Annotated in this window: 23 protein-coding genes and 1 pseudogene; 11 read left to right on the top strand and 13 right to left on the bottom strand. The window is 45.9% G+C overall.

Annotation, left to right across the window (positions count from 1 at the left end):
* Nucleotides 1–471: 471 nt before the first annotated feature.
* The 3 genes from K4039_RS00120 to K4039_RS00110 form a co-directional block, all read right to left on the bottom strand.
* The gene (locus K4039_RS00120; protein WP_265233084.1) at nucleotides 472–2,799 is read right to left on the bottom strand and encodes a S8 family serine peptidase; all 2,328 of its coding nucleotides are present in this window, start codon (nucleotides 2,797–2,799) and stop codon (nucleotides 472–474) included.
* Between the two features lie 134 nt (nucleotides 2,800–2,933).
* Nucleotides 2,934–3,332 (bottom strand): type II toxin-antitoxin system HigA family antitoxin, encoded by a 399-nt coding sequence (locus K4039_RS00115; protein ID WP_265233083.1) that lies wholly within the window; start codon nucleotides 3,330–3,332, stop codon nucleotides 2,934–2,936.
* Nucleotides 3,333–3,489: 157 nt separating this feature from the next.
* The gene (locus K4039_RS00110) at nucleotides 3,490–3,807 is read right to left on the bottom strand and encodes a type II toxin-antitoxin system HigB family toxin (protein ID WP_265233082.1); all 318 of its coding nucleotides are present in this window, start codon (nucleotides 3,805–3,807) and stop codon (nucleotides 3,490–3,492) included.
* Nucleotides 3,808–4,020: 213 nt separating this feature from the next.
* On the opposite strand from K4039_RS00110, the gene K4039_RS00105 reads away from it, so the two are divergent.
* The 3 genes from K4039_RS00105 (at nucleotide 4,021) to grxD (ending at nucleotide 5,511) form a co-directional block, all read left to right on the top strand.
* The gene (locus tag K4039_RS00105) at nucleotides 4,021–4,644 is read left to right on the top strand and encodes a hypothetical protein (RefSeq protein WP_265233081.1); all 624 of its coding nucleotides are present in this window, start codon (nucleotides 4,021–4,023) and stop codon (nucleotides 4,642–4,644) included.
* A gap of 42 nt (nucleotides 4,645–4,686) precedes the next feature.
* A complete protein-coding gene (locus K4039_RS00100) occupies nucleotides 4,687–4,947 on the top strand; it encodes a BolA family protein (RefSeq protein WP_265233080.1) in 261 nt (86 codons plus the stop codon).
* A 243-nt stretch (nucleotides 4,948–5,190) separates the two neighbouring features.
* Nucleotides 5,191–5,511 (top strand): Grx4 family monothiol glutaredoxin, encoded by a 321-nt coding sequence (gene grxD / locus K4039_RS00095; protein ID WP_265233079.1) that lies wholly within the window; start codon nucleotides 5,191–5,193, stop codon nucleotides 5,509–5,511.
* 321 nt (nucleotides 5,512–5,832) lie between these two features.
* On the opposite strand, the gene K4039_RS00090 is transcribed toward grxD, so the two are convergent.
* Together K4039_RS00090 and K4039_RS00085 are read right to left on the bottom strand one after the other, a co-directional pair.
* Nucleotides 5,833–6,087, bottom strand: a complete 255-nt coding sequence (locus K4039_RS00090) for a DUF6761 family protein (RefSeq protein ID WP_265233078.1) — start codon at nucleotides 6,085–6,087, stop codon at nucleotides 5,833–5,835.
* A gap of 146 nt (nucleotides 6,088–6,233) precedes the next feature.
* Nucleotides 6,234–6,458 (bottom strand): hypothetical protein, encoded by a 225-nt coding sequence (locus K4039_RS00085; protein ID WP_265233077.1) that lies wholly within the window; start codon nucleotides 6,456–6,458, stop codon nucleotides 6,234–6,236.
* 226 nt (nucleotides 6,459–6,684) lie between these two features.
* Here K4039_RS00085 and K4039_RS00080 point away from each other — a divergent pair, with 226 nt between their 5' ends.
* The gene (locus K4039_RS00080) at nucleotides 6,685–7,416 is read left to right on the top strand and encodes a response regulator transcription factor (RefSeq protein WP_265233273.1); all 732 of its coding nucleotides are present in this window, start codon (nucleotides 6,685–6,687) and stop codon (nucleotides 7,414–7,416) included.
* A 455-nt stretch (nucleotides 7,417–7,871) separates the two neighbouring features.
* On the opposite strand, the gene K4039_RS00075 is transcribed toward K4039_RS00080, so the two are convergent.
* The 4 genes from K4039_RS00075 to K4039_RS00060 form a co-directional block, all read right to left on the bottom strand.
* The gene (locus K4039_RS00075) at nucleotides 7,872–8,867 is read right to left on the bottom strand and encodes an AEC family transporter (RefSeq protein ID WP_265233076.1); all 996 of its coding nucleotides are present in this window, start codon (nucleotides 8,865–8,867) and stop codon (nucleotides 7,872–7,874) included.
* A 265-nt stretch (nucleotides 8,868–9,132) separates the two neighbouring features.
* Entirely contained in the window at nucleotides 9,133–9,339 is a 207-nt protein-coding gene (locus tag K4039_RS00070; RefSeq protein ID WP_265233075.1) for a glycogen debranching protein, read from the bottom strand.
* Nucleotides 9,340–9,453: 114 nt separating this feature from the next.
* Entirely contained in the window at nucleotides 9,454–9,954 is a 501-nt protein-coding gene (locus tag K4039_RS00065) for a GNAT family N-acetyltransferase (protein WP_265233074.1), read from the bottom strand.
* A 412-nt stretch (nucleotides 9,955–10,366) separates the two neighbouring features.
* The gene (locus tag K4039_RS00060) at nucleotides 10,367–11,440 is read right to left on the bottom strand and encodes an RNA polymerase sigma factor, RpoD/SigA family (RefSeq protein WP_265233073.1); all 1,074 of its coding nucleotides are present in this window, start codon (nucleotides 11,438–11,440) and stop codon (nucleotides 10,367–10,369) included.
* Nucleotides 11,441–11,698: 258 nt separating this feature from the next.
* Here K4039_RS00060 and K4039_RS00055 point away from each other — a divergent pair.
* Nucleotides 11,699–12,910: pseudogene (locus K4039_RS00055) on the top strand (RNA-guided endonuclease InsQ/TnpB family protein).
* 11 nt (nucleotides 12,911–12,921) lie between these two features.
* On the opposite strand, the gene K4039_RS00050 reads toward K4039_RS00055, so the two are convergent.
* From K4039_RS00050 to patD, 3 genes are all read right to left on the bottom strand, one after another.
* Nucleotides 12,922–14,622 (bottom strand): ABC transporter ATP-binding protein, encoded by a 1,701-nt coding sequence (locus tag K4039_RS00050; RefSeq protein WP_265233072.1) that lies wholly within the window; start codon nucleotides 14,620–14,622, stop codon nucleotides 12,922–12,924.
* 427 nt (nucleotides 14,623–15,049) lie between these two features.
* A complete protein-coding gene (locus tag K4039_RS00045) occupies nucleotides 15,050–15,634 on the bottom strand; it encodes a zf-TFIIB domain-containing protein (protein ID WP_265233071.1) in 585 nt (194 codons plus the stop codon).
* 4 nt (nucleotides 15,635–15,638) lie between these two features.
* Nucleotides 15,639–16,079: a heterocyst frequency control protein PatD gene (gene patD / locus K4039_RS00040; RefSeq protein ID WP_265233070.1), complete on the bottom strand. Its 441-nt coding sequence runs from the start codon at nucleotides 16,077–16,079 to the stop codon at nucleotides 15,639–15,641.
* A gap of 453 nt (nucleotides 16,080–16,532) precedes the next feature.
* Here patD and K4039_RS00035 point away from each other — a divergent pair, with 453 nt between their 5' ends.
* The 3 genes from K4039_RS00035 to K4039_RS00025 are packed head-to-tail and all read left to right on the top strand — an operon-like array spanning nucleotide 16,533 to nucleotide 19,393.
* Entirely contained in the window at nucleotides 16,533–18,806 is a 2,274-nt protein-coding gene (locus tag K4039_RS00035) for a bifunctional (p)ppGpp synthetase/guanosine-3',5'-bis(diphosphate) 3'-pyrophosphohydrolase (protein ID WP_265233069.1), read from the top strand.
* Nucleotides 18,807–18,831: 25 nt separating this feature from the next.
* Nucleotides 18,832–19,149: a DUF6883 domain-containing protein gene (locus K4039_RS00030; protein WP_265233068.1), complete on the top strand. Its 318-nt coding sequence runs from the start codon at nucleotides 18,832–18,834 to the stop codon at nucleotides 19,147–19,149.
* 16 nt (nucleotides 19,150–19,165) lie between these two features.
* Complete coding sequence (locus K4039_RS00025; protein WP_265233067.1) at nucleotides 19,166–19,393, top strand: DUF4926 domain-containing protein; 228 nt, start codon at nucleotides 19,166–19,168, stop codon at nucleotides 19,391–19,393.
* Nucleotides 19,394–19,489: 96 nt separating this feature from the next.
* Here the strand turns inward: K4039_RS00025 and K4039_RS00020 are convergent, their stop codons facing one another.
* Complete coding sequence (locus K4039_RS00020) at nucleotides 19,490–20,410, bottom strand: glycine betaine ABC transporter substrate-binding protein (RefSeq protein ID WP_265233066.1); 921 nt, start codon at nucleotides 20,408–20,410, stop codon at nucleotides 19,490–19,492.
* 42 nt (nucleotides 20,411–20,452) lie between these two features.
* Here K4039_RS00020 and K4039_RS00015 point away from each other — a divergent pair, with 42 nt between their 5' ends.
* From K4039_RS00015 to K4039_RS00005, 3 genes are all read left to right on the top strand, one after another.
* Nucleotides 20,453–21,820, top strand: coding sequence for an aldehyde dehydrogenase (locus K4039_RS00015; protein ID WP_265233065.1), 1,368 nt, complete (start codon nucleotides 20,453–20,455; stop codon nucleotides 21,818–21,820).
* A gap of 115 nt (nucleotides 21,821–21,935) precedes the next feature.
* Nucleotides 21,936–22,256, top strand: a complete 321-nt coding sequence (locus K4039_RS00010; protein WP_265233064.1) for a nucleotidyltransferase domain-containing protein — start codon at nucleotides 21,936–21,938, stop codon at nucleotides 22,254–22,256.
* A 382-nt stretch (nucleotides 22,257–22,638) separates the two neighbouring features.
* Complete coding sequence (locus K4039_RS00005) at nucleotides 22,639–23,520, top strand: Uma2 family endonuclease (RefSeq protein ID WP_321161472.1); 882 nt, start codon at nucleotides 22,639–22,641, stop codon at nucleotides 23,518–23,520.
* The last annotated feature ends 186 nt before the right edge of the window (nucleotides 23,521–23,706 follow it).

Raw genomic sequence — 23,706 nt, 5'->3', positions numbered from 1 at the left:
GAATTCTCGGTAGTGCCCTAAAGGTAAGGATGGTTGAAATTCCTTGGCAGTCTGGAGTTCATTGATTTACTACCGTGTAGAAAGATCCAAGTATCTGCTCAGGACAGGGTTCAAAGTGCTGATTATTTCGTTCATGTCTTGGCTTTGTAGCTGCAAATACATTAAAAAAGCCAGGATACTTCAGGTCTGTAAGGTTGGCTCCAAGCTCTGAAAGCCTTACATGAAAAGAGCTATGTCCATCCTTACCTAAATAGGACTACCGAAAATTGGATTGATAGAGTAACCGCAGATTCAAGGCAGATAAACACAGATTGACGCAGATATTTTCCTGATTAAAAAGTGAATTTTGCCAGATATTTATTGAGTCGATCGATCGCAAGATTCGGGTTGGGGCGGGTTTACGGGTTTTCTGGCTGATCTTATAGATTGTTGATGAACCCGCCCCAACAATAGTTATTGTTGATTTATTGGCTAGACAATGTAAGGAGAATCGATCGCCTTTGCGCGATTAATTGCCACCAACGTCTGGTAAATCAAAGCCGAAATCTCGGCGCGGGTAATGTCCCGCTGCGGTGACAGCCGATCGCGCGCCGGATAATTAACTACAATCTTCAAAGCAGTTGCAGTGGCGATCGCACTTAAAGCAAAATTAGGAATTTGCGATCGATCGGTGTAAACTTTTACAACATCAGGATTTCCGCCCTTAAGTTCCAAACCATTAACCAAAGATACGATCGCCTCAGCCTTAGTCAAATTCTGATTCGGGCCGAACTTCAAGCCCGGAAACCCCGACAAAAACCCCGCCCGATTCGCCCGTTCGATCGCACTTCTCGCCCAAAAACTAGCAGAAACATCAATAAAATTTGTCGCCGGCACCTTCGGAATCGGACTAAACGCACTCACCAACAGCGCCGCATATTGAGCGCGATTTAAGCTGTTGTCAGGCCCAAAAGAACCGTCAGGCAAACCGCTAATTATATTCGCCGCAGCCAAAGCTTCAATAAATTTCTGTGCCCAATGTCCAGAAATATCGCTAAACCTCGCACCGCCGATATTCGGATTGCCGCCGCCCTTTCTCACCGCAGCTTGCACAGCTTTCAAAGCATTCACTTTCCCGTAACCAAACCAATCGCTGCGGCGGTTATTAGCATCATAATTTCCCATGCGATTTCCCAACTGCGGATCGGGCTCGGAATCGACAATTTTGTCAGCAGTTTGTTCGAGAATTCCCCGCACTTCCCGCGCCGTCAAACGGGGGTTGGCGGAAAGCACCAAAGCTGCCACTCCAGCGACTACTGGAGTGGCGCTGGAAGTGCCGCCAAAGGTATTCGTGTAGTCCCCCGGATCGTAGCCGGTAACACCGACTCGATCGGCAGTAAAAACCCCCAAACCTGGCAAATACTGCGACACCTCCGGCCCAGTCGCAATAAATCCGGTTTCTGGCAGCCAAGTTCCCGGCGGCGCGTTGTTGCTGGGGGCGCAAACCGAGATGCTGTTGCCCCAATTGCTGTAGGCTGCTTTTTTGTTGAGGGAAGTGGAAGCAGACACCGCAATCACATCCGGGTGCACCGCAAATCCTGCTAGCCATTTAGTTCGATCGCCCAAAATGTTATTCGGCCAGCCTTTCTCGTCCACAGTACCGTTGACAGGGCGGTTGGCATTGCCCGCAGCAAACAGAATCACGCAGCCTCTACCGCCCCGCCCTTGGGTTGCTGCTTTGGTGATGACGGCACTTTGTCGCAGGGAAAGCGGATAGTAAACTGCCCCTGGGCCCCAACTGCAAGAGATGACGGCGGCCCCTTTTTCCACTGCCCAATTGAAGATTTTTTCGACAGAATCGTCATCGAGAAAACCCGTGGTACGGATGGGCATCAGGGCGCATCCAGGGGCGACTCCGACAATGCCTTTGCCGTTTTCTTCCGCAGCCGCGACACCGGCGCAACTTGTACCGTGGTTGTCCGATTCGGCGACTGGCATCGGGGAAGTGTCGCCGTCTTTGAAATCAATGGGGGAGACGATTTTGCCTTGGCCTTGAAAATCGGGATGCGTCAGATCGACTGAATCATCGGCGATCGCAATTACGATCGATCGCACGCCGCGAGTTATATCCCAAGCTGGTTCTGCATAAATTTGAGCACCGCCGACAAGTTCGTTGCCACCTTTGTTATTGAGATACCACTGTTTGGGATAAAGCGGATCGCGCGGTGTATAATGCTGCTGAGTTTCTAGTATAATGTTGGGCTCCGCCACCAGAACTTCTGGATATCTTGTCAGGCGGTTGGCAATTTTGATCGGGTTTTCTGTTGCTTGTTTGGTGACGAAGCAGACGAAGGTGTTGGGAATTCCTTCGACTGGCCGACTTATGGTTAAATTTGCTGCGTTGGCGATCGCATTTCGCGATTGTTCGTCTACTTGTTCACCAAATTGAATAGTAATTTGGTTAGTTAAATAAAAGAATGTACTCGGATTATTCGCCGGACAATAAACATGGCTAGCAAAAGCTACATCATCGCTGGCGCGGGCTGCTTGCATTGCTGGATCTAGGTTTTCTGGCGCAACCAAATATTCTTCGAGATTGCTTTGTCCGACACGACGGTTAAATTTTGCCGGAATTGTTACAGCCCAATTGTTTGAGACTGATGCTATTGATGAGGGGCGAACTGTAAAGCGGTTGGGAACTTTTGACAGCAACAATTCATCGCCGCCGCGCTGCAAAATCACTGCCAGACTTGCTTCTGGAACTCCGATACCTTGATAGTTTTGGAGGGTGTCGGAGGTGGGTTTGCTTGATTGTACCATCAGAAATGTTCCTGTTTAATTTGGGAGAGAAGACTGGGCGGTTTCAACCGCCCAATCTCTTCAACCCGCGGAGGCGGGTGAGTGTTTGTGTAGTCGCGGTTTCAACCGCCGTATTATCTTATCTCTGTCTTCTCTCAAATAAACACACTAGGATTAACATTAAAGAATTCTCCCAGCGCCTTAGCTTGGGCTTTGCTAATCGCCCGTTTCCCATTAACCACCTCAGATACTACTCCTTTGGAACCAATCACACCCACTAAATCGGCTTGTTTGAGTTCGCGAACTTCCATGAGATGTAACAGAACATCTTGGGGAGTCGCTTCTGGAATTGGGTAATATTTTGATTCGTATTCTTCGATCAACAGCCCCCAGAGACTCAGTAAAGTTTCTTCTTCTAGTGTTAATTCTTGCTTAGACATCAGAAAATCGACTTCTGCGAGGGCAAGATCATTATCTTCTTCGTTCAGGATTGGCTTCGGCTGAGATTTCGCCAGCAGTTGACCGTAAGCTGTTTTTTCAATTGTGATGTTCATTTCTCATTCCTTTGCTTGCTTACTTAGACATGGTTCTCAAGTAGTAGGTGGGTGTTTCTTTCTCGGTATCATGATTTTGACGTTTGGAGTAAATGTTTTGGATCTATTGAGTACATCAGGGAATCTGTAATATTTCCCTGATGTATTGAGTGGGATATTAACCTATTTTCTGTTTAACTTCATCTTCATCATTCCAGTTTATTTTGTCATATTCGGCATGAGTTAAGAATTTTTTAAAATATATAATTTTGCTTTTGTATTTAACTTGTACAATCAATCTATACCTATTGTGTTTAATATTAAATATGGTATATCCATAGACTTGATCGACCGATTTGGAATATTTCTGTCGGAGATCTTCTAGTGATTCCCAATTGTTGTCTTTGATGAGCTTGTACCAGGATTCGATCGCACTCTGGGCATCTGCATAGGGTTCGATCGTACTCAGAAGATTTTTGCGAGAAATTAGTCTCATTCGGTTACCGTTTTTTAAACGACACCTCTATGTTCTCGCAACGAGAACTTTATGTCAAGTCTCTACTCTAATTTTTCCTAAACAGCCTTTTGCCCGATCGCACCCTTTGACATTTGCACAAAATTGGTTTACACTTAGCCGGTTGCGATCGCCAATGGTAAGATCGGCTCATGCTAAATATCTTTTTAAAGCGCCGAGGCGCAAAGTAATTTCATGGTATACTCTGGAACTGTTTGCTGGCTTCGCTTCACTGCCCGGATGACGATCGGGGCGATCGCAGTTTTGACCCTGTTTCAACCGCTCCAAGCCCAAGCACAACAACCTTCTCGACCAGATAACCAACCGCAAGTCGAACCCGCCGACGACCCCACAGACCCCAACAATCTCCGCCCTACGGCGCAAGACAGTGGCGTGCTGAGCATTCCAGGAGGTCAGCGTTTGATGACAGAAGCCAGCGGTGCTATTTCCAATCAAAATTACACTGTCGCTGCTCAAAAGCTCCAAGAATCTCGCCAAATTTTCAATCAACTCTCCAACTTCTATCAACAACTGAGTAGCAGTTTTGCCGGAATTGACATCCGTTTAGCCGACAGCAACCGCACCAAAGCTGTGGAAACAGCCCAAATGCGCGACGAAGCTACCTATCGGCTGGCATTGGTACACCGGGCACAAAATAAGCCCGAACTGGCTGTCCCCCTACTAATTCAGATTATTCGATCGCAGCAGCCAACTCGCGACTTAGGCAAAAAAGCTTACCAGCAGTTACTAGAATTGGGTTTTGTGGATGCGCCCTATCCCCGGCCTGCTGCAACTCAACCGCGATCGTCTAACAAGTAGTTCCACTAAAATTTAAATTACAGCCGTCTATCACAGAAACTAATGGTCACACCGTCTCAAGTTGCAGAAATGATTCAGACTGGATTGCCAGACGCTAAGCTAAAAATTGACGATTTGAACGGTGGCGGCGACCACTACCAGGTGAGAGTAGTCTCTGCGGCCTTTGAAGGGAAAAGCCGAGTACAGCAGCACCAACTGGTCTACGGCGCTCTCAAACAGGCAATGGCTAGTGAAGCTATCCACGCTTTGGCCTTGGAAACCTTAACTCCCGCAGAATGGGCAGCGAAAAGTCCAGTTGCTTAATTGTTCAGTCAACTGCTGCACTTGCGCACAGAAACCAAAGAAACCGGGTTTTTGCTCGGAATCTATGACTATAACCAGAGATTTTCGTAAAAAACCCGGTTTCTGCCTCAGTCAACGTTTAGGAACCCAAGAAACCAGGTTTTTTTAACCGGAATCTAGGGCTATAACGAGAGATTTTCCTGAAAAACCCGGTTTCTGGGTCAGTCAACGTTTAAAAATTTTCAAACAATATTAGGAGCTACCATGACTACAGCACATGAAAGAATTGACGACTTGGTTAAGCAAAACAAAATCATGGTATTTATGAAGGGAAATAAGTTAATGCCCCAGTGCGGTTTCTCTAATACTGTGGTGCAAATTCTCAACACTTTGGGAGTGCCTTACGAAACTGTTGATGTTTTGGCAGACCAGGAAATTCGTCAAGGTGTTAAAGAGTATTCCAATTGGCCGACAATTCCCCAAGTTTATGTCAATGGCGAGTTTCTTGGCGGCTCGGATATTCTGATCGAGATGTATCAAAAGGGCGAATTGCAAGAAGTTGTAGAAGTCGCTTTGGCTTCTTAAATAACAGTCAAGGGAAAGGAGAAAGAAAGTTTTGAGTTTTGAGTTTGAAATTGTGAGTTAAAGACTTAAATAATTCTTAGTTCGGAACTCAAAACTTTTCCAAACTTCTAATTTTAACAACAGTAGGGCGGACACAGCCCCGCCCTACTAAACATCTATTTTGCAGCTACAGCTTGCAACTTCCTGACTCTGCTATCAAAACCGGATGGTCTGACCCGTTCAATCATTCTGGTAATAAGTGTTGGTATCAGAAAAGGCAATTACCAATTACCAATTGCCAATTACCCAATAATCAGCGGGTTTATTAAACCGAATTTGGCATTAATAGTAGTCTGCTTCAGTTTGTGTCTGTGTCTGTGGCATTTCAAAATTCGAGGGGTCGTGAATGTAACGTGCTGCTTCTTCCTCCAATCTGTGAATCAGATAGGGTTCCAGACCGTTACAATGTCGCAGGGCTGCTAAGTAGCCATCTAAGTAAAGCCGCAGGTCATCGAAGCGATAACCTCTATGCCACATTTCGACGAGGGCGTCGGTGAGTTTTTGGTAGTGCCGGATTGTTTGGGTGTCTTGTAGCATGGTGTGAGTTTGAAATCCTTTGTGGTGTGTATAATGACGGCGGGATTTAGGAATGGCCTAGATTCATACTGAGTAAGCTCAGAAGAGAGGCGATTGCTAAATAAAAGTTTTTACCCTGCTCAACAGGCTACCCTCCAGAAAAAATTTCACTTGCTGCAATGCAGTGGCTCGAATCTTTCGCGCGCACCTAGATAATTCACCGTGCGTTTAATAGAGTCGGGATGTTGCTGAATTTTGCGGTCAAAGTGGGCGAGTGTTCCGGCTACCGAGCGAACGGTTGGAGGAATTTTAGTTTCAGTTGTGCAATTTGTCAACCTCCTGGGACTGGGGGCTGGGTCGGGGGGTTCGGTTTGGGCAGGCGGTTGGGTCATGGGGTCGATCGGCTGTAGACTGTCTTATTTTCATTGTAAGCTTACCGCCAGAATGATTTAACCTTTCTCCGGCCTGACGATCGCAACTTGACCAAATCTTTAAAATTAGTACCCTCAGTTTGTTCGCAGCTTTAAGTGTAGCTACGGCTTGAGTAACGATGGTTACAAAACCTTGACAAAAGGTCTGTTAACCTGGTAGCCATTAGTGATAAGGAAGCTCGCCGTTGTGGGATCTGTAAGTATTTCGATTGTTGAAGGAAATCCGCACCTGCGATCGCTCTTGGGCTGGCATCTACAGCAAGTCGGTCACTGGGTGCATCAGTCAGCGGATATCAGTCACGCTAGGGAAATATTTTTCAGCCGTCAGCCAACCCTAGTGATTTTGGATGCCCAATTGCCCGATGGGGACGGTTTAGAATTTTGCCGCTGGCTCGCGCAGCAGCAGCAATCACTGATTTTGATGCTGTCGGCGCGGAATTCGGAAGCCGATATTGTGGAAGGTTTGAAATCGGGCGCCGACGATTACCTGACTAAACCGTTTGGGATGCAAGAATTTATGGCCAGGGTGGAGGCTCTGATGCGCCGCAACCGCACGATGATACCGCCGGCGATGCTGGAGTGTGGGCTGCTGAAAATTGATTTGGTGCAGCGCCGAGTCAGGCTGTATGAGGCACAAATCGAGCTGACTCCTCAGGAATTCAGCCTGCTGTACGTGCTGGCTCAAGCTGGAGGAGTGCCACTATCCCGCTCCGATTTGCTCAGTCGGGCCTGGCCTGATGCCATTGACAACCCCCGGACGATCGACACTCACGTACTTTCTCTGCGTAAAAAAATCGAAATTGACCCGCGACAGCCGAGCCTGATTCAAACTGTGCGTAATGTCGGCTACCGACTGAATCTGGAGTTTTTGAATACAAATCAACCACATTCACCAGTGCTGGGCGCAGTGACTTCTTAGACTATTATCAGCCGATAAAGATGAGAATGGTGGCTTTCAGAAGAACTAGAGCCACCGCGCCGGGAAAGAATAAGGGTGAAAAAGAAAACCTATCCACTCCCGTCAGGAACAGTGAACGATTAAAGGAATTTCGTCAAGCAGCATACCAGTTATTAGTAAAAGCTCTCCTATGCTCTAGGTCGAGCTGATGGATGCAGTGATGACATCCTCCACTCGCCTTTAGGCAGTGGAGGATGTCAACGTCTTTTCCCGTGCAGTTATTGTTAATTGTAATCCGAAATTTTAGCAAGCTGATTGAAAATTTCAGCTAATATTAGCAACCGCCAGCTATTGTGAGAGAGGAAGATGTGCACACCCTACAGACAGATTATGTGCATCCAGGACTATTTTTCCTTATTCCCTCTTCCTTCGATCAACTGTCAACTGTCAACTGTCAACTGTTAACTCAGCTAACATTAACTAAACGAAGCAAGCCACAGCGGAAGCATCAACAGCAAACCGACAGAAGTGAGGGCGATGCTGCTAGCTAACAAATCGCGATCGAGTTCATAGATTTCTGCTAAAATCAGCACCGAAAGAGCTGTAGGCGTTCCCGACATCAACACCAAAACCAACCTCGGATCGCCGCTCAATCCCCAAAAACTAGCACCCAATCCGATCAGCACCGGCACAATTACCACTTTTAACAGCGACGGAACCAAGGCTAGTTCAAAACTTTGCCATGTTTTAATAGCTCTCAAGCGGATACCAACCAGCACTAAAGCACTAGCAATTACCCCCCAAATTGCAGTCTGCAATCCCGATTCTACTGTCTCAGGTAGGGGGATACTTCTCGTAAAAAAACCAATAATAAATGCCCACAGAGCGGGAACTGTCAGCACGTCCCGGAGCTGAATCCACCAGTGATTTTTTTCATCGGAACGCCCGAAATAGCTGGCAATAAATACACCAAAACCGTAGCTTCCGATCACGTTGTTGGTGACGCTGTATAAGACTGCCCAGTTGTTGTTATCGCTGCTGATGATCGCGGGGGTGATTGCTAATCCCACAAAGCCGGTATTCCCTAACATTGCAGCTAGGATAAAACTGCCTTGGCTCGATCGTGTCAGGGAATTTATATTGAATAAAAATAAATTAACTAGAGAATGTTTGCCCTGAAAATATGGCTTTTTGACGTGCCGCGCACTCAGCCGCCGTAATAACAGCCAAGTCAACCAAGCTAAACTCGTACTCACAAATAACACGAATATGGCGATCGCCGGCGTGAATCCCACAGCACCAGAAAAATCACTTTGACGGGCTAAAACTGCAATTTGCAGCGGTATCCCAATCCAGTAAAGAAAGCGGCTTAGCAGCTTGGGGAAATCAACTGGGATGTACCGAAACAGCAGCAGTCCCAAGCCCGTCCAGATAACTAGAGGCGTATAAGCATGAAACAAGGTTTCAATCATAAAAACTTAACTTGACAATTTGAAATGCCTCTATTGATTAATAGTAATGCTAAAACCCGTTTGAGAAATCCGAATTTGTCGTTAACGGAGCCCTCGCAGACGAGGACTCCGCTAACGAAGAGGATCGCACTTGCACGGTTTTTCGCCCTAGCGTGTCCGCGACACTGCGGGCCCGAAAATCTGCCAACAGACGCGCCACATTTTCCTGCCGTTTTCCTAGACTCGAAACACGGCGAGAATAAATCTGCTGATTGACTTGCACTCATCAATTCAATTTCAAAGCATTAACAGGCACATCATCCCAAGAACTAACAGTCCGCAACGTAGCAACCCAGCCCTGCTGTTTTTGCTCTGCCGTCAAATTCTGCTCAAAAGATGCGTGGCATTCCTTTGCTTGAGTCTCATCGCAACAAGCTATACAAGAATAAAGAATGCCCGACGGATCGATTTGCTCGTTTACCCAAATAATCACGATCTACTCTCTCAATCAAAATCTACTATCACTTAAATTTTCCTATATTTTTGGCAATTATTTACTTGATTTCTGAGTCTGCTTGGAGTGGACTTCGTTTGTATAGTCACGACTTCAATCGCCGACTCTTATCTTCGAGGCCAAAGTCGCCAAAGACTCGCCCGCAACCCGGCAAATCCGCCAATCGGGCATCACATCAGCACCGATACCCTGGTAAAATCCGATCGCCAATTCATTCCAATCCAAAACACTCCACTCCAAACGCCCGCAACCCCTTTCCACTGTCAACTGCGCCAAATAAACAATCAAAGACTTACCAATTCCCCGCCCGCGAAACTCAGGAAGCACAAACAAATCCTCCAAATAAATCCCCGGCTGAGTCAAAAAAGTAGAATAATTGTAAAAAAACAGTGCCCAGCCCACAATTCGACCTTCGCATTCTGCTAAAATCGCTTCAGCAAAAGGGCGCGAACCAAACAAATGATTTTCCAAATCAACCGCATTACCTGTTACCGCGTGAGATAACTTTTCGTACTCAGCTAAAGCCTTAATCAAATCAAACAGCACCGGCACATCGGCGCGGGTAGCTGGGCGCAAAATCACCTCATCAGACATAAATCAATAACTAATAAGCGACAATCAACAATTAAATATAACAGAAGTCAGAAGTCAATAGTCAGTAGTCAGTAGTCAGTAGTCAGTAGTCAGTAGTCAGTAGTCAGTAGTCATTAGTCATTAGTCATCTTGCCCTCCGAGCGACTTGCCCCGATCGTAGCCGAGGGGAGCCGAAGGGTGGTCATTAGTTATTAGTCATTTTACTCGTTACCAGGCTCCTGCCTGGTAACGTAGATTCAGAGGCTCTACCTCGTTTGGGACAATGGAGGCAGAGCCTCTAGATATCGATTCCCAGGCATGAGCCTGGGAACCAATTAAACCCGCGGAGGCGGGTTTTGTTTGTTTAGACGCGAATTCCATTCGCCGTCCGATATTTAAGACTTTTCAAAATGCAAACTCAATGTTTTCGAGCTTATTTCAACCAGCCCTTTAATCGTTCCGTCACTTGAGGGCGGCGCAGCTTTCGCATTGCCTTATTTTGAATTTGACGGACTCGTTCGCGGGACAAATTGAACAAACTGCTGACCTCTTCTAAAGTGTAAGGTTCGCCAGTTATCAAACCGTAACGCATAGCAACAATCTCTTTTTCCCGCTCAGTCAAAATATTATCTAACACCTCCAAAATATCTTGGCGCATCATCATCTCATTCATCTGAGCTTCTGGAGATTGGGTCGAGTTATCTTCAATAACATCCAAAAGTTCCGAACTTTCTTCCGAGCCGATACGGTGGTTGAGAGACAAAGATTGCCGACGTACTTGCTGGAGGTAACGAAGTTGTTCGGAAGTTACTTCCATTTCTTTAGCAAGTTCAGTTTCAGTGGGATTGCGTTGAAGAGAACGCTTCAAATCCCGATAAACTCTTTTGAGTTTATTTAACTGTTCGACAATATGAACCGGCAACCGAATTGTCCGCCCTTGATTGGCAATTGTCCGGGTAATTCCTTGGCGAATCCACCAATAGGCATAGGTAGAAAACTTATAACCCTTCTCAGGATCGAACTTTTCGGCGGCTCGATTCAAACCTAAAGCTCCTTCTTGAATTAAATCTAGAAAAGGTACGCCCCGATTGAGATAGCGTTTGGCAATTGAAACCACCAAGCGCAAATTTGAGCTGATCATTTTCCGTTTCGCCGACTGACACTGGTGGCGAAGCTGTTGCAGTTGAGTTTCGCTCACTCCCAAAGCCGACGCGAGTTCAGCTTTTGTTGGCATTCTGTCCAATTCCTGCTTTAAACGCTCTTCTAGTTCCTGAAGGGCTACCAATTCTTGAACGCGGCGTGCCAACTCCACCTCTTCGGTGGCACTCAGTAGAGGATAGCGAGCCATTTCTTTGAACAAAGCTCCCACGGGATCGTCGGCAGACCAACTGTTGTATGCTGACGCTCTACTTACCGTCGGACGATCGATCTCGGTGTCCTCATCCTCTGCGATTGCGAGTGAGGCTTCGGATTCCACCGCAAAACTGCCTAGGTCAGATTTTGCCATATAGTGTTTGGTGTCCGTGGGATGATTTGAAAACTATGCCTTCACTTTAACCAATTTAACCAGAAATTTCCGAAATCCATCTAGAAGTTCGTGGCTGATATCAGATTGCGCCAATTTTATCAATAAATTGGGTTTAAAACCCCGTCATTCTAGGACGGCTTGTTTTTTAAGCTTACGACATAAGTAAATATTTGCAACAAAACCAAAAATCTTAGTCTGGTACAGCTAGCATAAGAATATAGTGATGAGGTCGAGGTCATGCTAGTTTTTGAATTTAAAGCATACCGGAAACCAGAGCAATTTAACGCGGTTAATGAAGCAATTAGAACAGTGCAGTTCATCCGCAACAAAGCGTTGCGATTTTGGATGGACAACAAAAAGGTTGACAAATTTGACCGGAATAAATATAGTGCTGTTTTAGCTAAAGAATTTCCGTTTTGCGATCAATTAAACAGCATGGCTCGGCAGTCTAGCGCCGAAAGAGCATGGTCTGCGATCTCCCGATTCTACGACAATTGTAAAAAGAAGATTGCTGGCAAGAAAGGATTTCCGCAATTTCAAAAAGACAACCGCTCAGTTGAATATAAAACTAGCGGTTGGAAATTGGCGTCAGATCGAAAATAGATCACCTTTACAGATAAAAATGGCATCGGGAGACTCAAGCTAAAAGGGACACGGGATTTGCATTTTTACTCATGTACTCAAATTAAACGAGTCAGATTGGTAAAGCGTGCAGACGGGTATTACGTCCAATTCTGTATTCAGGCTGACCGCTCCGAAGTGATTGAAGTCACAGGTAGTGCCATCGGATTAGACGTGGGGCTGAAAGAATTCTACACCGATTCCAAAGGTATTGCTGTTGAAAACCCACGATTTCTTGCCAAAGGAGAGCGTAAATTAAACAAAGCCCATAGACGTGTTTCAAAGCGCGTTAAAGGCTCTAAGAATAGAGGTCAAGCTAGGGTGATTCTAGGGAAGCGCCACCTCAAAATAAGTAGGCAACGTAGAGACCATGCTGTGAAATTAGCACGGTGCGTAATCCAGTCTAACGACTGTGTAGCTTACGAAGATTTGAGGATTAAAAATATGGTGAAGAATCACTGTCTGGCTAAATCAATTAACGACGCTTCTTGGTATCAGTTCCGAGTCTGGCTGGAGTATTTCGGTAAAGTATTCGGAAGAATTACGATCGCCGTAATACCCAACGGGACAAGCCAGGAATGCTATAGCTGTGGAACGATTGTGAAGAAAAGTCTATCAACACGAACTCACGCTTGTAAATGTGGATGTGTGATGGACAGAGATTGGAATGCAGCTAGAGTCATCTTCGGTCGAGGATTAAGTACGGTAGAGCATACCGGAACTTGGGGTAATACCCTAAACGCTTGTGGAGAAATGACCGCTACCGATGTTGAAGCAATTCTGCATCGGCAAGTCAATTCTGTGAATCAAGAATCCCCATGCCTTTAGGCTGGGGAGTGTCAATGAGTTCGAGCCAATAAAGGAGCTGCCTGCAATAACTGCTGAGTATAAGGGTGCTGCGGATTAGTAAAAATATCCCTAGTCTTCCCGATTTCGACAATTTTTCCGGCATTCATTACCGCAATGCGATCGCAAAAAAACCTCGCCACCCACAAATCGTGCGTAATAAACAGATAAGTCAAATTAAATTCCTGCTTCAACTCCAACATCAGTTCTAATACTTGAGTCTGCACGCTAGCATCCAGCATACTCACCGGTTCATCGCAAATAATCAGTTGCGGCCGAGTAATCAAAGCCCGCGCGATCGAAACCCGCTGCTGTTGTCCGCCTGAAAGTTCCCCCGGATAGCGACGAAAGAAATCCTCCCCAGGAGTCAAACCCACCCGCTCTAACATTTGGATTACTTGTTTTTTAGCTTCCTCTGCATTAGCTAATTTGTGAATAAACAAAGGGTCAGCAATACTTTGTCCCACAGTCATCATCGGATTCAAGCAAGCGTGGGGGTCTTGAAATATCATTTGCATTTGACGGCGGTGCTTCCTGACAGCATCGCGCCCCAGGGCAGTGATATCTATTCCTTGAAATTCCACTTTGCCGCCAGTAGGGGGAATTAGCTGCAAAATCGATCGCGATAACGTACTTTTGCCGCAGCCGGACTCCCCTACCAGCCCTAGGATTTCCCCCCGTTCTAGCTCTAAGCTAACCCCATCTACAGCTTTAATTACCTGGCGATTCCTCGAAAATAATTGGTCTAATAAATTGCTTTCTAAACTGTAGTGCTGCTGCAAATTCGTCACTGTCAACAGAGGCGAATTTGACTGCGATTGAACCTGATAATTTTCTCGTTCCCCTCTTCCTTCTTCCTTCTGCCCTCTTCCTTCTTCCTTCTGCCCTCTTCCTTCTTCCTTCTGAATGTGCAAAGCTGCTTTGAGGAGCGATCGAGTATATTCGTGTTGCGGGCGTTCAAACACATCCAGCACCGGCCCAGTTTCCACGACTTTACCGCCGTACATCACCGCAATGCGATCGCAATACTCAGCCACCATCGCCAAATCGTGAGAAATTAGCAAAATAGCCGTTCCCCGTTCCGCGCAGAGTCTCGTTAATTCCTGCAAAATCTGGGCGGCGACAGTTACATCCAAACTCGTCGTCGGTTCATCCGCCACAATTAATTTCGGATCGAGCAAAAGAGCCAAAGCAATCGCCACTCTTTGGCGCATCCCGCCGCTAAATTCGTGGGGAAATTGTGACCAGCGAGAGGCGGGAATTTTCACAGCTTCCAAAATCTCGATCGCCCGTTTCTTCGCTTGCTTGCGATCCAAATTCGGTATGTGAGCTTGCAAAGTCTCAATGCAGTGTTCTCCCACAGTCATCAAAGGATCGAGACGAGTCATCGGATCTTGAAAAATCAACCCCACAGCTTCGCCCCGAAACCGTCTCAGCCGCGAAGCATTCATCTCAAACACCGACTCACCCGCAAAACCAACCCGCCCCTCAATCAGCGTCGAATCCGGCAACAACCGCATCGCCGCCCTTCCCAAAGTTGACTTACCGCAGCCAGACTCCCCAACCAATCCCAGTTTTTCCCCTGCTTCCAGCGTCAGGGAAACGCCGTCAACCGCCCAACCGGATTGGCCCCGCCGCTGAGGATAAGCTACTCGCAAATTTTCAACGGAAAACAAAGAATAGTCATTAGTCATTAGTCATTAGTCCTTAGTCTGTTGTCTGTCAACAGTTAACTGTTGACAGTTAACTGTTAACTGTTGACAGTTGTTATTTGTTATTTGTTATTTGTCAATATACTGACGGTTAGTTGTTAGCTATTAGTATTCTTCAGGACTTATTAGTTATTGGCAAGAGACCGATATGCTGTTTTTAAATACCAATATAAATTGCTACAAACAAAGATTTTATCACTACATCATTAAGCTGTTCTGCACTTAAATTGTATGTCAAAAATCAATAAAACTCTTGTGGGACGTTGCTCTGAGCAGCGTCCAGAATTTCCAGTTTAAATGCGCAACAGCTTAACCGACCAACCGCTTACTAACAACAGTGAACAGTCAACCGTTAACAGTCAACCGTCAACTGTCAACTGTCAACTGACAACTGTCAACTGTCAACTGACTAAATTTCCCTTCGCTTCAACTCAGCTCTCCGCAGTATATAAGTTGCCGCACAATCAGCGTGGGGATGATCTGCTAAAACTTCCGCAAGTTCCAACACATATCCGGCGATATCTGGCCCCAGCTTCTCCGTCAGCACTTGACGCTCGCGAGAGGCGAGCTCTTGCACGCGGGCCTTTGCTTGCCAGTTGGGAGAAAACATCTTGTCAATCTCGGTATGGAATCCTAGACTTTCGAGAATGTCCCACTCGCCGTTGTCGCACCAAATTCCCCCGCACAGCATACAGCGCTCTATGTAAAAGGGCACTCTGCTAAACGGAACTTTCGCCCGCGACAAATAGTGACCGTCTTCGGGACACAGTGCTGCTTTGCTGTCGTAGGGAGATGGCGTGAATTCTATGCCGAGAGTCCCTGTCGCCTCAGGTTTCTCGGATTTGTTGTACCACTGGCTCTGCTCTTTCTGCCAAGCTTCGTATTCTCTGCCTGGAATCCAGATACCGTAACAGTTGGGACACCACTGCACCGACATACTGCCGGCTAAGGTGCCTCCTTCTAAGTTGGGATGTTTACATTTTGGACATTCCACCGCTTTATTTCTCCTTGCCTTCTTTATTCCCTGTTAATTCAGTTATTAATTCTGCATCTGGACGGGCCCGCTCAGCACCAGAATTTTTTTGCAGCACCGCACCGCAGTAGCCAATTAGCGTGTTGATTCGCGAATTAGCTGCACTTTGCCTCGCCTCTGCTGTCGCTGGCTGCTTCGCAGCTTGCAAAAACGTGACATCTGTCCCCAATAACCGCAGTTGCTTGTGAATTTCCGTCAAATAGGACTGCTCTGGGGGTGTGTCTGAGGTGTCTAACTCGCCGCTGGGGGCTCTCATAATTTGGTTCCCGAAAAATTGTTGCACTTTTCTGTATTCGATCGCCAGCGCTGCTCGATCGAGATTATCTTGTGCAGCAGTTCTTTGTAGCTGTTCGAGTGCTTGCTGTAATTCTTGGTAGCACTGGCGGCGGTCTTCGGACAATATCATGTTTTGTAAACAAATTTTTCTTTATAATCAAAGTAGATTCTTGCTTAAGCTTTGCTCATATTAAGGGAAGCCGTGCATTTTTGCAGCAATTCCCGGTTTTCTGAGAAAATTTCATCACTGGCAGCCCTGACTCGATCGCTCTGGCTTCTGCTTTTAGTTTAGCGTTGGCCGTGAATGCCGATCGCCCGCTACGTCCACTGCTACCGCCAAAATATCCTTATTTTACCCGATCGACCGATCGCAGTGGCGGCAGTGGAGTCAATATATTTTCCTACCTGCGACGGGGGGCAGATCCCCATTAGATAGATATAGTTAACAAAAAAATCGACTATTTTTTGGGATTGCAAATTGTGGCATTCAATTAGTTTAGTATAACTAAACACATAATTTTGGCAATTCAAGCAAAAACCAGCTTTTAACCATTTGTATTTCTAAGTTTTAAAGGTGTACCCCATGAACGCGAACACTCTAACTCCCTCTCCTTCGATCGATCCTGCTGTAGTTCCCGATTGGCTGCAAGAATGCCTGAATTCTCGATCGCCCGTAGAAGTAGACCCCAAATCCAGTTGTCCGACTAGCAACAGCTTAATTTGTCGAGCCTTTGAATTTGCCCGCGACTTGCACGAAGGACAGTACCGCAAATCTGGAGAACCTTATATTTGCCATCCCGTAGCTGTAGCTGGAATACTCCGGTATATGGGCGGCAACAGCGTGATGATTGCCGCCGGTTTCCTCCATGACATCGTGGAAGATACAGATATTAGTCTCGAAGAAATAGAACAGCGGTTCGGCGCGGAAGTACGACAATTAGTCGAAGGTGTCACCAAGCTTTCTAAGTTTAATTTTTCCAGCAAAACAGAGCGCCTTGCCGAAAATTTCCGCCGAATGTTTCTAGCAATGGCTAAAGATATTCGCGTGATAGTCGTCAAACTAGCAGACAGACTGCACAACATGAGGACTTTGGAGCATTTGTCCGAAGAAAAGCAGCGCACCATTGCCCTAGAAACCCGAGATATTTTTGCTCCCCTGGCGAACCGTTTGGGTATCGGACGTTTTAAGTGGGAATTGGAAGATTTAGCGTTTAAATACCTAGAACCGGAAGCTTACCGCGAAATTCAGGACTTGGTGGCAGTCAAGCGAGCCGATCGAGAAACTCAACTCGCAGAAGTCACAGATAGTTTGCGAGAAAGACTTGACAGTTTAGGCATTAAATGCTACGAAGTCAGCGGCCGTCCCAAACATTTGTACGGGATTTATGGGAAGATGCAGCGCCGCCAAAAAGGGTTCAACCAAGTGTACGATATGGCTGCGGTGCGGATCATAGTAGAAACTAATGATGACTGTTATCGGGCTTTGGCGATCGTCCACGATTCATTCCGTCCAATTCCCGGCCGCTTCAAAGATTATATCGGTTTACCAAAAGCCAACCGCTATCAATCTTTGCACACCGGAGTCATCGGCACCAGCGGCCGCCCCATCGAAGTACAAATTCGCACCGTAGCAATGCACCACATTGCCGAATACGGCATCGCCGCCCACTGGAAATACAAAGAAACCGGCGGTTCCAACACCACAGTCACCGGTGACGACGAAAAATTTACCTGGCTGCGACAACTCCTAGAATGGCAAACCGATCTCAAAGACGATCGCGAATATTTACAAAGCATTAAAGACAACTTATTCGACGAAGATATCTATGTTTTCACTCCTAACGGAGACGTGATTGCACTCAACAGCGGATCAACACCCGTAGATTTTGCTTACCGCATTCACACAGAAATTGGCAATCACTGCACCGGCGCCAGAGTCAACGGGCGAATGGTGACACTAGACAAGGTTTTAAAGAATGGCGACATTGTAGAAATCTTGAACCAAAAAAACGGCCATCCGAGCTCCGACTGGCTGAATTTTGTCAAGACAAACGGAGCAAAAAACCGAATTCGGCAGTGGTTAAAGCGATCGCACCGAGATGAAAACCTCGCTCGCGGGCGGGAATTGCTCGAAAAAGAATTAGGCAAAAACGGCTTAGAATCCTTGCTAAAATCCGAGCCCATGCAATCAGTAGCTCACCGCTGCAACTACCACAGCGTCGAAGACTTAATCGCAGGTTTGGGCTACGGCGAAGTCACCCTAAACCTCGTAGTAAATCGCCTGCGAGATTTAGTAAAAGTGCAGCAAAAAATAGAAGCCGCACCGGGAGGAACCCACGAATTGCCGCAGCTAATACCGGCATCGACTGCACCGAAACCCGTACCGAGTTCATCTCCGAGCAAATCGCCGATCGCAGGTGTAGAAGGATTGCTCTACCATATAGCAGGCTGTTGTTGTCCAATTCCCGGAGAAGCAATTATTGGAGTTGTGACTCGCCTGCGCGGAATTTCGATTCACCGCCAAGGCTGTTCAAATGTTGAGAATGTGCCTGGAGACAAGTTAGTTCCCGTGAGTTGGAATTCCAGCAACCGCAATGAATCTCGCCCCAATACTTATCCGGTTAACATTCAAGTTGAAGCCCTCGATAGAGTCGGAGTTCTCAATGATGTATTATCGCATTTGAAGGACAACAAAGTGAACGTCCGCAGCGCCCAAGTCAAAACCTATCCCGGATTACCCGCATTAATTGACTTGTGCATGGATATCCAGGACAAAGAACAGTTTGAGCGGACTTGTATGCAGATTAAAAATATGAGCGATATTTTGAATTTGCGGCGTCTGAGCGAAGCTGAGTGAAGGAACTTAAGAGAAAATTCACCGCATGGCACAACTTAGCCTTAACTCCGTGATTCCTTCAGAAAAGCTGACGAACTATTTATTAATCCGGCTTCCTAAAGACGACAAATCTCAGTTTCTCGCTCGGGGTGGTTACAATCTAGAAAACTGGCAGCAGTTTGAGCGAGATTTGAGAGTCCAGATACTTTCATTGGAAGCGGAGCCAATGGAAAACACAAAATACGGTCAAAAGTACATGATTCGAGGTAGTTTAACAGGGCCAAACGGTATAACTTTACAAGTCAAAACCGTTTGGATAGTCACTTTATCCGAAACTAGATTTGTTACATTAGTTCCTGATTAACAAGAGGTAATCCGCCATGAAATTTGGACTTTTTTCACAAGTAGCATTGCGCGAAGACATCCCCAATTACAATCTAAAAAAAGGTGCTGTAGCAACTATTGTTGAGCATTACCCGATGCCGGAAGGTCAAGAAGACGGTTATAGTTTAGAGGGTTTCAATGTCGAAGCAATTACAGTTGAAGTTGCCGAGTCCCAGATTGAATCAATAAAAGCTCCTGTTTTGCAGCTTGGCAAATTAAGCTAACGCCGACATCCGCGAGAAGTATTTGTGTGTGTGTGTGTGCGCTGCATACCTTACCATACGTAGCGTGTCAAACCACTTTTTGCATAATTCCTCCCCTTATTTCGCCGGAGTCGCAGGCTTTGACTCGCCCAACTTTTGCTGCAAAAACTGCCGCGCCACTTGGGCGGCATCCTCCTGTTTTCCATCAACTTGATAGTTGAGTTTTCGCATATCTTCCTCGGAGATTTTGCCGCCCAACTCTGCGAGCACTGGACGCAATTCTGGGTATTTCTCCAAAATTTGCGATCGCATAACCGGAACAGCTTCGTAGGGCGGAAAATAGTTCTTGTCATCTTTCAGGACTACTAAACCCAAACTTTGAATCAAACCATCCGTCGTATTACCGGCAATCACATCTACTTCTTTTTGTTGCAGCGCTTGATAAAGCAATCCTAACAGCAACTCCTTCGGTTCTTCGGCAAACTTAATCCCGTAAGTTTTAGCTAATCCGGGAAATCCATCTTCTCTCTCTTTGAATTCCGGGCCGAAACCCGCGCGCAATTTTGGTGCAGCTTTTCCTAGTTGGGATAGAGTTTGCAAGTTGAGTTTTTTGGCATCGTCTCCGCGCATAATAATCGCAAAACCGTTATTAAATCCCAGCGGTTCAGTCAATTCTGCTTGAAACTGTTTGGGATATTCTTGTTTGAGGTAATCGAGGACTTTCTTGGGGTCAGAAATCGGCTTTTGTTTGAGAATGTTGGTAAAACCTGTGCCCGTATATTCGACGTACAAGTCGATTTTACCCGTTGCTAGGGATTGATGGCAAAGCGAGCCTCCGAGGTTGAGTTTGCGTTCTACTTTGATATCTGTTTTGGTTTCGATGTGAATAGCTAAAATTTCTGCTAAGATGACTTGTTCTGTAAAGTCTTTCGAGCAAATAACAATTTGTTTTTGAGAAGTAGAATTGCAGCTTGTGACTGCAAACAAGCAAAGTAATGATAAGCAGGAAGATAAAAAATGGCTTTTTGATATTTTCATTTTTTTATTGTAACATTTATATATATAGATTCAGGAGAAAATATGCTATTGAGTGTCAGCGATATTATCCGCCAGCAGCGACAATTTTTTGCGACTGGGAAAACTAAAGATGTGGATTTTCGGATCGAACAACTCAAGCATCTCAAAAGTGCGATCGTCTCCAATCAATCACGGATTGTCGATGCTGTCAAGGCTGATTTGAACAGGCCGGAGTATGAGGCTTATTTTGAAATTGCATCGATCGCAGAAGTTAATTATGCGATCAAAAACGTGAAATCGTGGGCAAAGCCCAAAAAAGTGCCGACATCGATCGATCAATTCCCCGCATCAGCACGCATTTACCCTGAACCTCTGGGCGTAGTTTTAATCATCGGGCCCTGGAATTACCCATTTCAGCTCATGATATCACCTTTGGTCGGGGCGATCGCCGCCGGCAACTGCGCCATCCTCAAACCTTCAGAAATCGCCTCACACACCTCTGAAGTTGTCGCGGATATGATTTCCAAAACCTTCGATCCCGCCTACATCGCAGCCATCCAAGGAGGAGTCGAAACCAGCCAACAATTATTGGCCGAAAAATTCGACCACATCTTCTTTACCGGAGGCACAAAAATCGGTAAAATAGTCATGGCAGCCGCCGCCAAACACCTCACACCTGTAACATTAGAATTGGGCGGCAAAAGTCCTTGCATTGTAGACTCAGATATTCAAGTTGAATACACGGCTAAACGGATTGCGTGGGGGAAATTCATCAATGCTGGTCAAACTTGTATCGCCCCAGATTACCTATTAGTTGATAAAAAAGTTAAACCCGCTTTAATGCAAGCAATTAAAGCAGCACTTCACGAATTTTATGGCGACGATCCACAGCAAAGTCCCGACTATTCCCGAATTATCAATCAGCATCATTTAGGACGTTTGACAGAGTTTATCAAAGACGGCGAAATTGTCGCGGGCGGCCAAACCAACGCCGAAGATAAATATATTGCCCCGACGGTAATCGACAAGGTTTCCTGGGATTCGCCAGTGATGCAGGATGAGATTTTTGGGCCGATTTTGCCCGTTTTGGAGTATGATGAGCTCGGAGAGGCGATCGCCCAAATCAACGCCCGCCCCAAACCCCTAGCTTTGTATTTGTTTTCAAAAGATAAAGATAAACAAAAGCGAGTTTTGCGGGAAACTTCTTCCGGCGGAGTTTGCATCAACGACACGGTTATGCAAGTCGGAGTCACAACTTTACCTTTTGGCGGAGTTGGCGACAGCGGCACCGGCAGCTATCACGGAAAAGCCAGTTTTGACACTTTTTCACATCAAAAAAGTGTGCTGCAAAAGTCATTTTTACTTGACTTAAAATGGCGCTATGCTCCCTATCTAGGTAAGTTGGATTTGATTAAGAAAATTATCGGTTGAGCGATCGCACTTTTAGGGCGGGCTTAAGCAACATCTAAATAAAAATAAGATGGCCCTGTCATCCCGCCCAGATTATCATAGTATTGTCTAACATTGAACTTAATACACTGACAATATGAACGAGAATTTACCAGAAATTTTAGCAGAATTGCGTCACTACTTTAATGATTTGTACGGCGATAGACTTGTACAGTTAATCCTTTACGGTTCCCAAGCCAGAGGAGACGCACAACCAAATTCTGATATTGATATTTTGGTTGTTTTGAACGAACCTGTGAGTGCTGGCAAAGAAATCGCTCGCACCAGTGAATTTGTTGCCGCTTTGTGCTTAGATCGTACTGTAGTAATTTCTCGGACTTTCGCCTCCGCAGCACGTTTTCAGCAAGAGAAAAGTCCTTTCTTTCTAAATGTTCGCGGAGAAGGAGTACCGATTTGATCCCAGAACAAATTTCTCTTTTAACAAAAGCCAGTGAAAGCTTGCGGGCAACTAAGTTGTTAGCTGGAAGAAATAGGTTTGTAGTGCGGACTTTAGTCCGCATAATTTAATAAATAAATTAAACATCTACCACACTTCTTTCTTTCCACAAGCTGAGATGTAAAGAGAGGCAGAGCCTCCGGATCTGCATTGCCAGGCCAAGCCTGGTAACGAGTCAATAGCTTAAGTTATTAAATTTTCATTCTTTAGTCCGTAGAATTTAATGCGGACTAAAGTCCTCACTACAAACCTTTTGAATTTAACGAAATTAGATGCTGGGAAATCAGCCACCTGCTTCTGGTTGCTTGAGTTAAAATAATATCAACTATTCCCCAAAATGCTTATGTTTCCTAAATATCCCGTGCCTCAAACAGAACCGCCCCGATCGCCCAAAGAAACGCTCCCCACGATGTACGATCTACCTAGCGAAAATCCGGAGGAACCTGGTTTGCCCGACGAATTTCACGGCTTGCAACCGCAGTTGCTCAGCTATACCTTCCGCCCTTCCAGATATTCCGCTGCCCAAATATTTAGCGGGGCTGACATGAATCTTTACTACGACTCGCGTCACCCGCTTTGGTACAAGCGCCCGGATTGGTTTGGAGTTGTGGGAGTTTCCCGATTGTACGATGAAGTCGATATGCGGCTGAGTTATGTTGTTTGGCAAGAGGGTGTTAATCCTTTTGTGATTGTAGAATTGCTCTCGCCGGGAACAGAAAAGGAAGATTTGAGAGACGATCGGGAAAATGTACCGCCAGCATCCGCAGGCGTAGTGGATAATGGTCAAATAAGTCAGGAACAGAGTCAGGAAAAACCGCTCAGAAAATGGGAGGTTTACGAGCAAGTTTTGCGGATTCCTTATTATGTTGTTTTCAGCCGCTACACTAATCGATTGAGAGCTTTTAAATTGGATGGAGCTCGCTATGAAGAATTAGAACTGTCAGACTCGCGTCTGTGGATGCCTGAGATTGATTTAGGCTTGGGTTTGTGGCAAGGAGATTATCTGGGAGTCGATCGACTGTGGTTGCGCTGGTACGATAGTGAAGGAAATTGGATTCCTACTCCCGAAGAGCGGGCCGAGCAAGCGCAAGAGCTTGCACAACAAGAGGGAGAGCGCGCCGATCAGGAAAGACAGCGTGCAGAGATTGCGGAAACTCGCTTACAATCTTTCATCGAAAGACTGCGGGAATCTGGCATCGATCCCGATCGATTCTTGAACGGTTAATGGTGATTTTTTTTTAAGACTTACGCACTACGAACCAAGAAACCGGGTTTTTTTACCTAAGGAATGAAAATTTAATAACTTTAGCGTTGGTTAAATAGTCGGCACTGCACGATAATTCCATTTTGGTAGATATTCATCAAAAATAATTTTCATTGTTTCTTTAAATCCATTAGCTACTTTTCGACC

The organism is Lyngbya sp. CCAP 1446/10 (assembly GCF_026130175.1).
Taxonomy (GTDB): Bacteria; Cyanobacteriota; Cyanobacteriia; order Cyanobacteriales; family Microcoleaceae; genus Microcoleus.
This window is presented reverse-complemented; position numbering and strand designations above follow the sequence as displayed.

Excerpts from the sequence above, each read along its gene's own strand:
- K4039_RS00010 (WP_265233064.1), top strand. The coding sequence starts at position 21,936 with ATGAACGAGAATTTACCAGAAATTTTAGCAGAATTGCGTCACTACTTT.
- K4039_RS00030 (WP_265233068.1), top strand. The coding sequence starts at position 18,832 with ATGGCACAACTTAGCCTTAACTCCGTGATTCCTTCAGAAAAGCTGACG.
- K4039_RS00075 (WP_265233076.1), bottom strand. The coding sequence starts at position 8,867 with ATGATTGAAACCTTGTTTCATGCTTATACGCCTCTAGTTATCTGGACG.
- K4039_RS00035 (WP_265233069.1), top strand. The coding sequence starts at position 16,533 with ATGAACGCGAACACTCTAACTCCCTCTCCTTCGATCGATCCTGCTGTA.
- K4039_RS00105 (WP_265233081.1), top strand. The coding sequence starts at position 4,021 with ATGGTATACTCTGGAACTGTTTGCTGGCTTCGCTTCACTGCCCGGATG.
- K4039_RS00005 (WP_321161472.1), top strand. The coding sequence starts at position 22,639 with ATGTTTCCTAAATATCCCGTGCCTCAAACAGAACCGCCCCGATCGCCC.
- K4039_RS00025 (WP_265233067.1), top strand. The coding sequence starts at position 19,166 with ATGAAATTTGGACTTTTTTCACAAGTAGCATTGCGCGAAGACATCCCC.
- K4039_RS00020 (WP_265233066.1), bottom strand. The coding sequence starts at position 20,410 with ATGAAAATATCAAAAAGCCATTTTTTATCTTCCTGCTTATCATTACTT.
- K4039_RS00015 (WP_265233065.1), top strand. The coding sequence starts at position 20,453 with ATGCTATTGAGTGTCAGCGATATTATCCGCCAGCAGCGACAATTTTTT.
- K4039_RS00050 (WP_265233072.1), bottom strand. The coding sequence starts at position 14,622 with ATGACTAATGACTATTCTTTGTTTTCCGTTGAAAATTTGCGAGTAGCT.
- K4039_RS00065 (WP_265233074.1), bottom strand. The coding sequence starts at position 9,954 with ATGTCTGATGAGGTGATTTTGCGCCCAGCTACCCGCGCCGATGTGCCG.
- K4039_RS00115 (WP_265233083.1), bottom strand. The coding sequence starts at position 3,332 with ATGAACATCACAATTGAAAAAACAGCTTACGGTCAACTGCTGGCGAAA.
- K4039_RS00060 (WP_265233073.1), bottom strand. The coding sequence starts at position 11,440 with ATGGCAAAATCTGACCTAGGCAGTTTTGCGGTGGAATCCGAAGCCTCA.
- K4039_RS00085 (WP_265233077.1), bottom strand. The coding sequence starts at position 6,458 with ATGACCCAACCGCCTGCCCAAACCGAACCCCCCGACCCAGCCCCCAGT.
- grxD (WP_265233079.1), top strand. The coding sequence starts at position 5,191 with ATGACTACAGCACATGAAAGAATTGACGACTTGGTTAAGCAAAACAAA.
- K4039_RS00100 (WP_265233080.1), top strand. The coding sequence starts at position 4,687 with ATGGTCACACCGTCTCAAGTTGCAGAAATGATTCAGACTGGATTGCCA.
- K4039_RS00110 (WP_265233082.1), bottom strand. The coding sequence starts at position 3,807 with ATGAGACTAATTTCTCGCAAAAATCTTCTGAGTACGATCGAACCCTAT.
- patD (WP_265233070.1), bottom strand. The coding sequence starts at position 16,079 with ATGATATTGTCCGAAGACCGCCGCCAGTGCTACCAAGAATTACAGCAA.
- K4039_RS00120 (WP_265233084.1), bottom strand. The coding sequence starts at position 2,799 with ATGGTACAATCAAGCAAACCCACCTCCGACACCCTCCAAAACTATCAA.
- K4039_RS00090 (WP_265233078.1), bottom strand. The coding sequence starts at position 6,087 with ATGCTACAAGACACCCAAACAATCCGGCACTACCAAAAACTCACCGAC.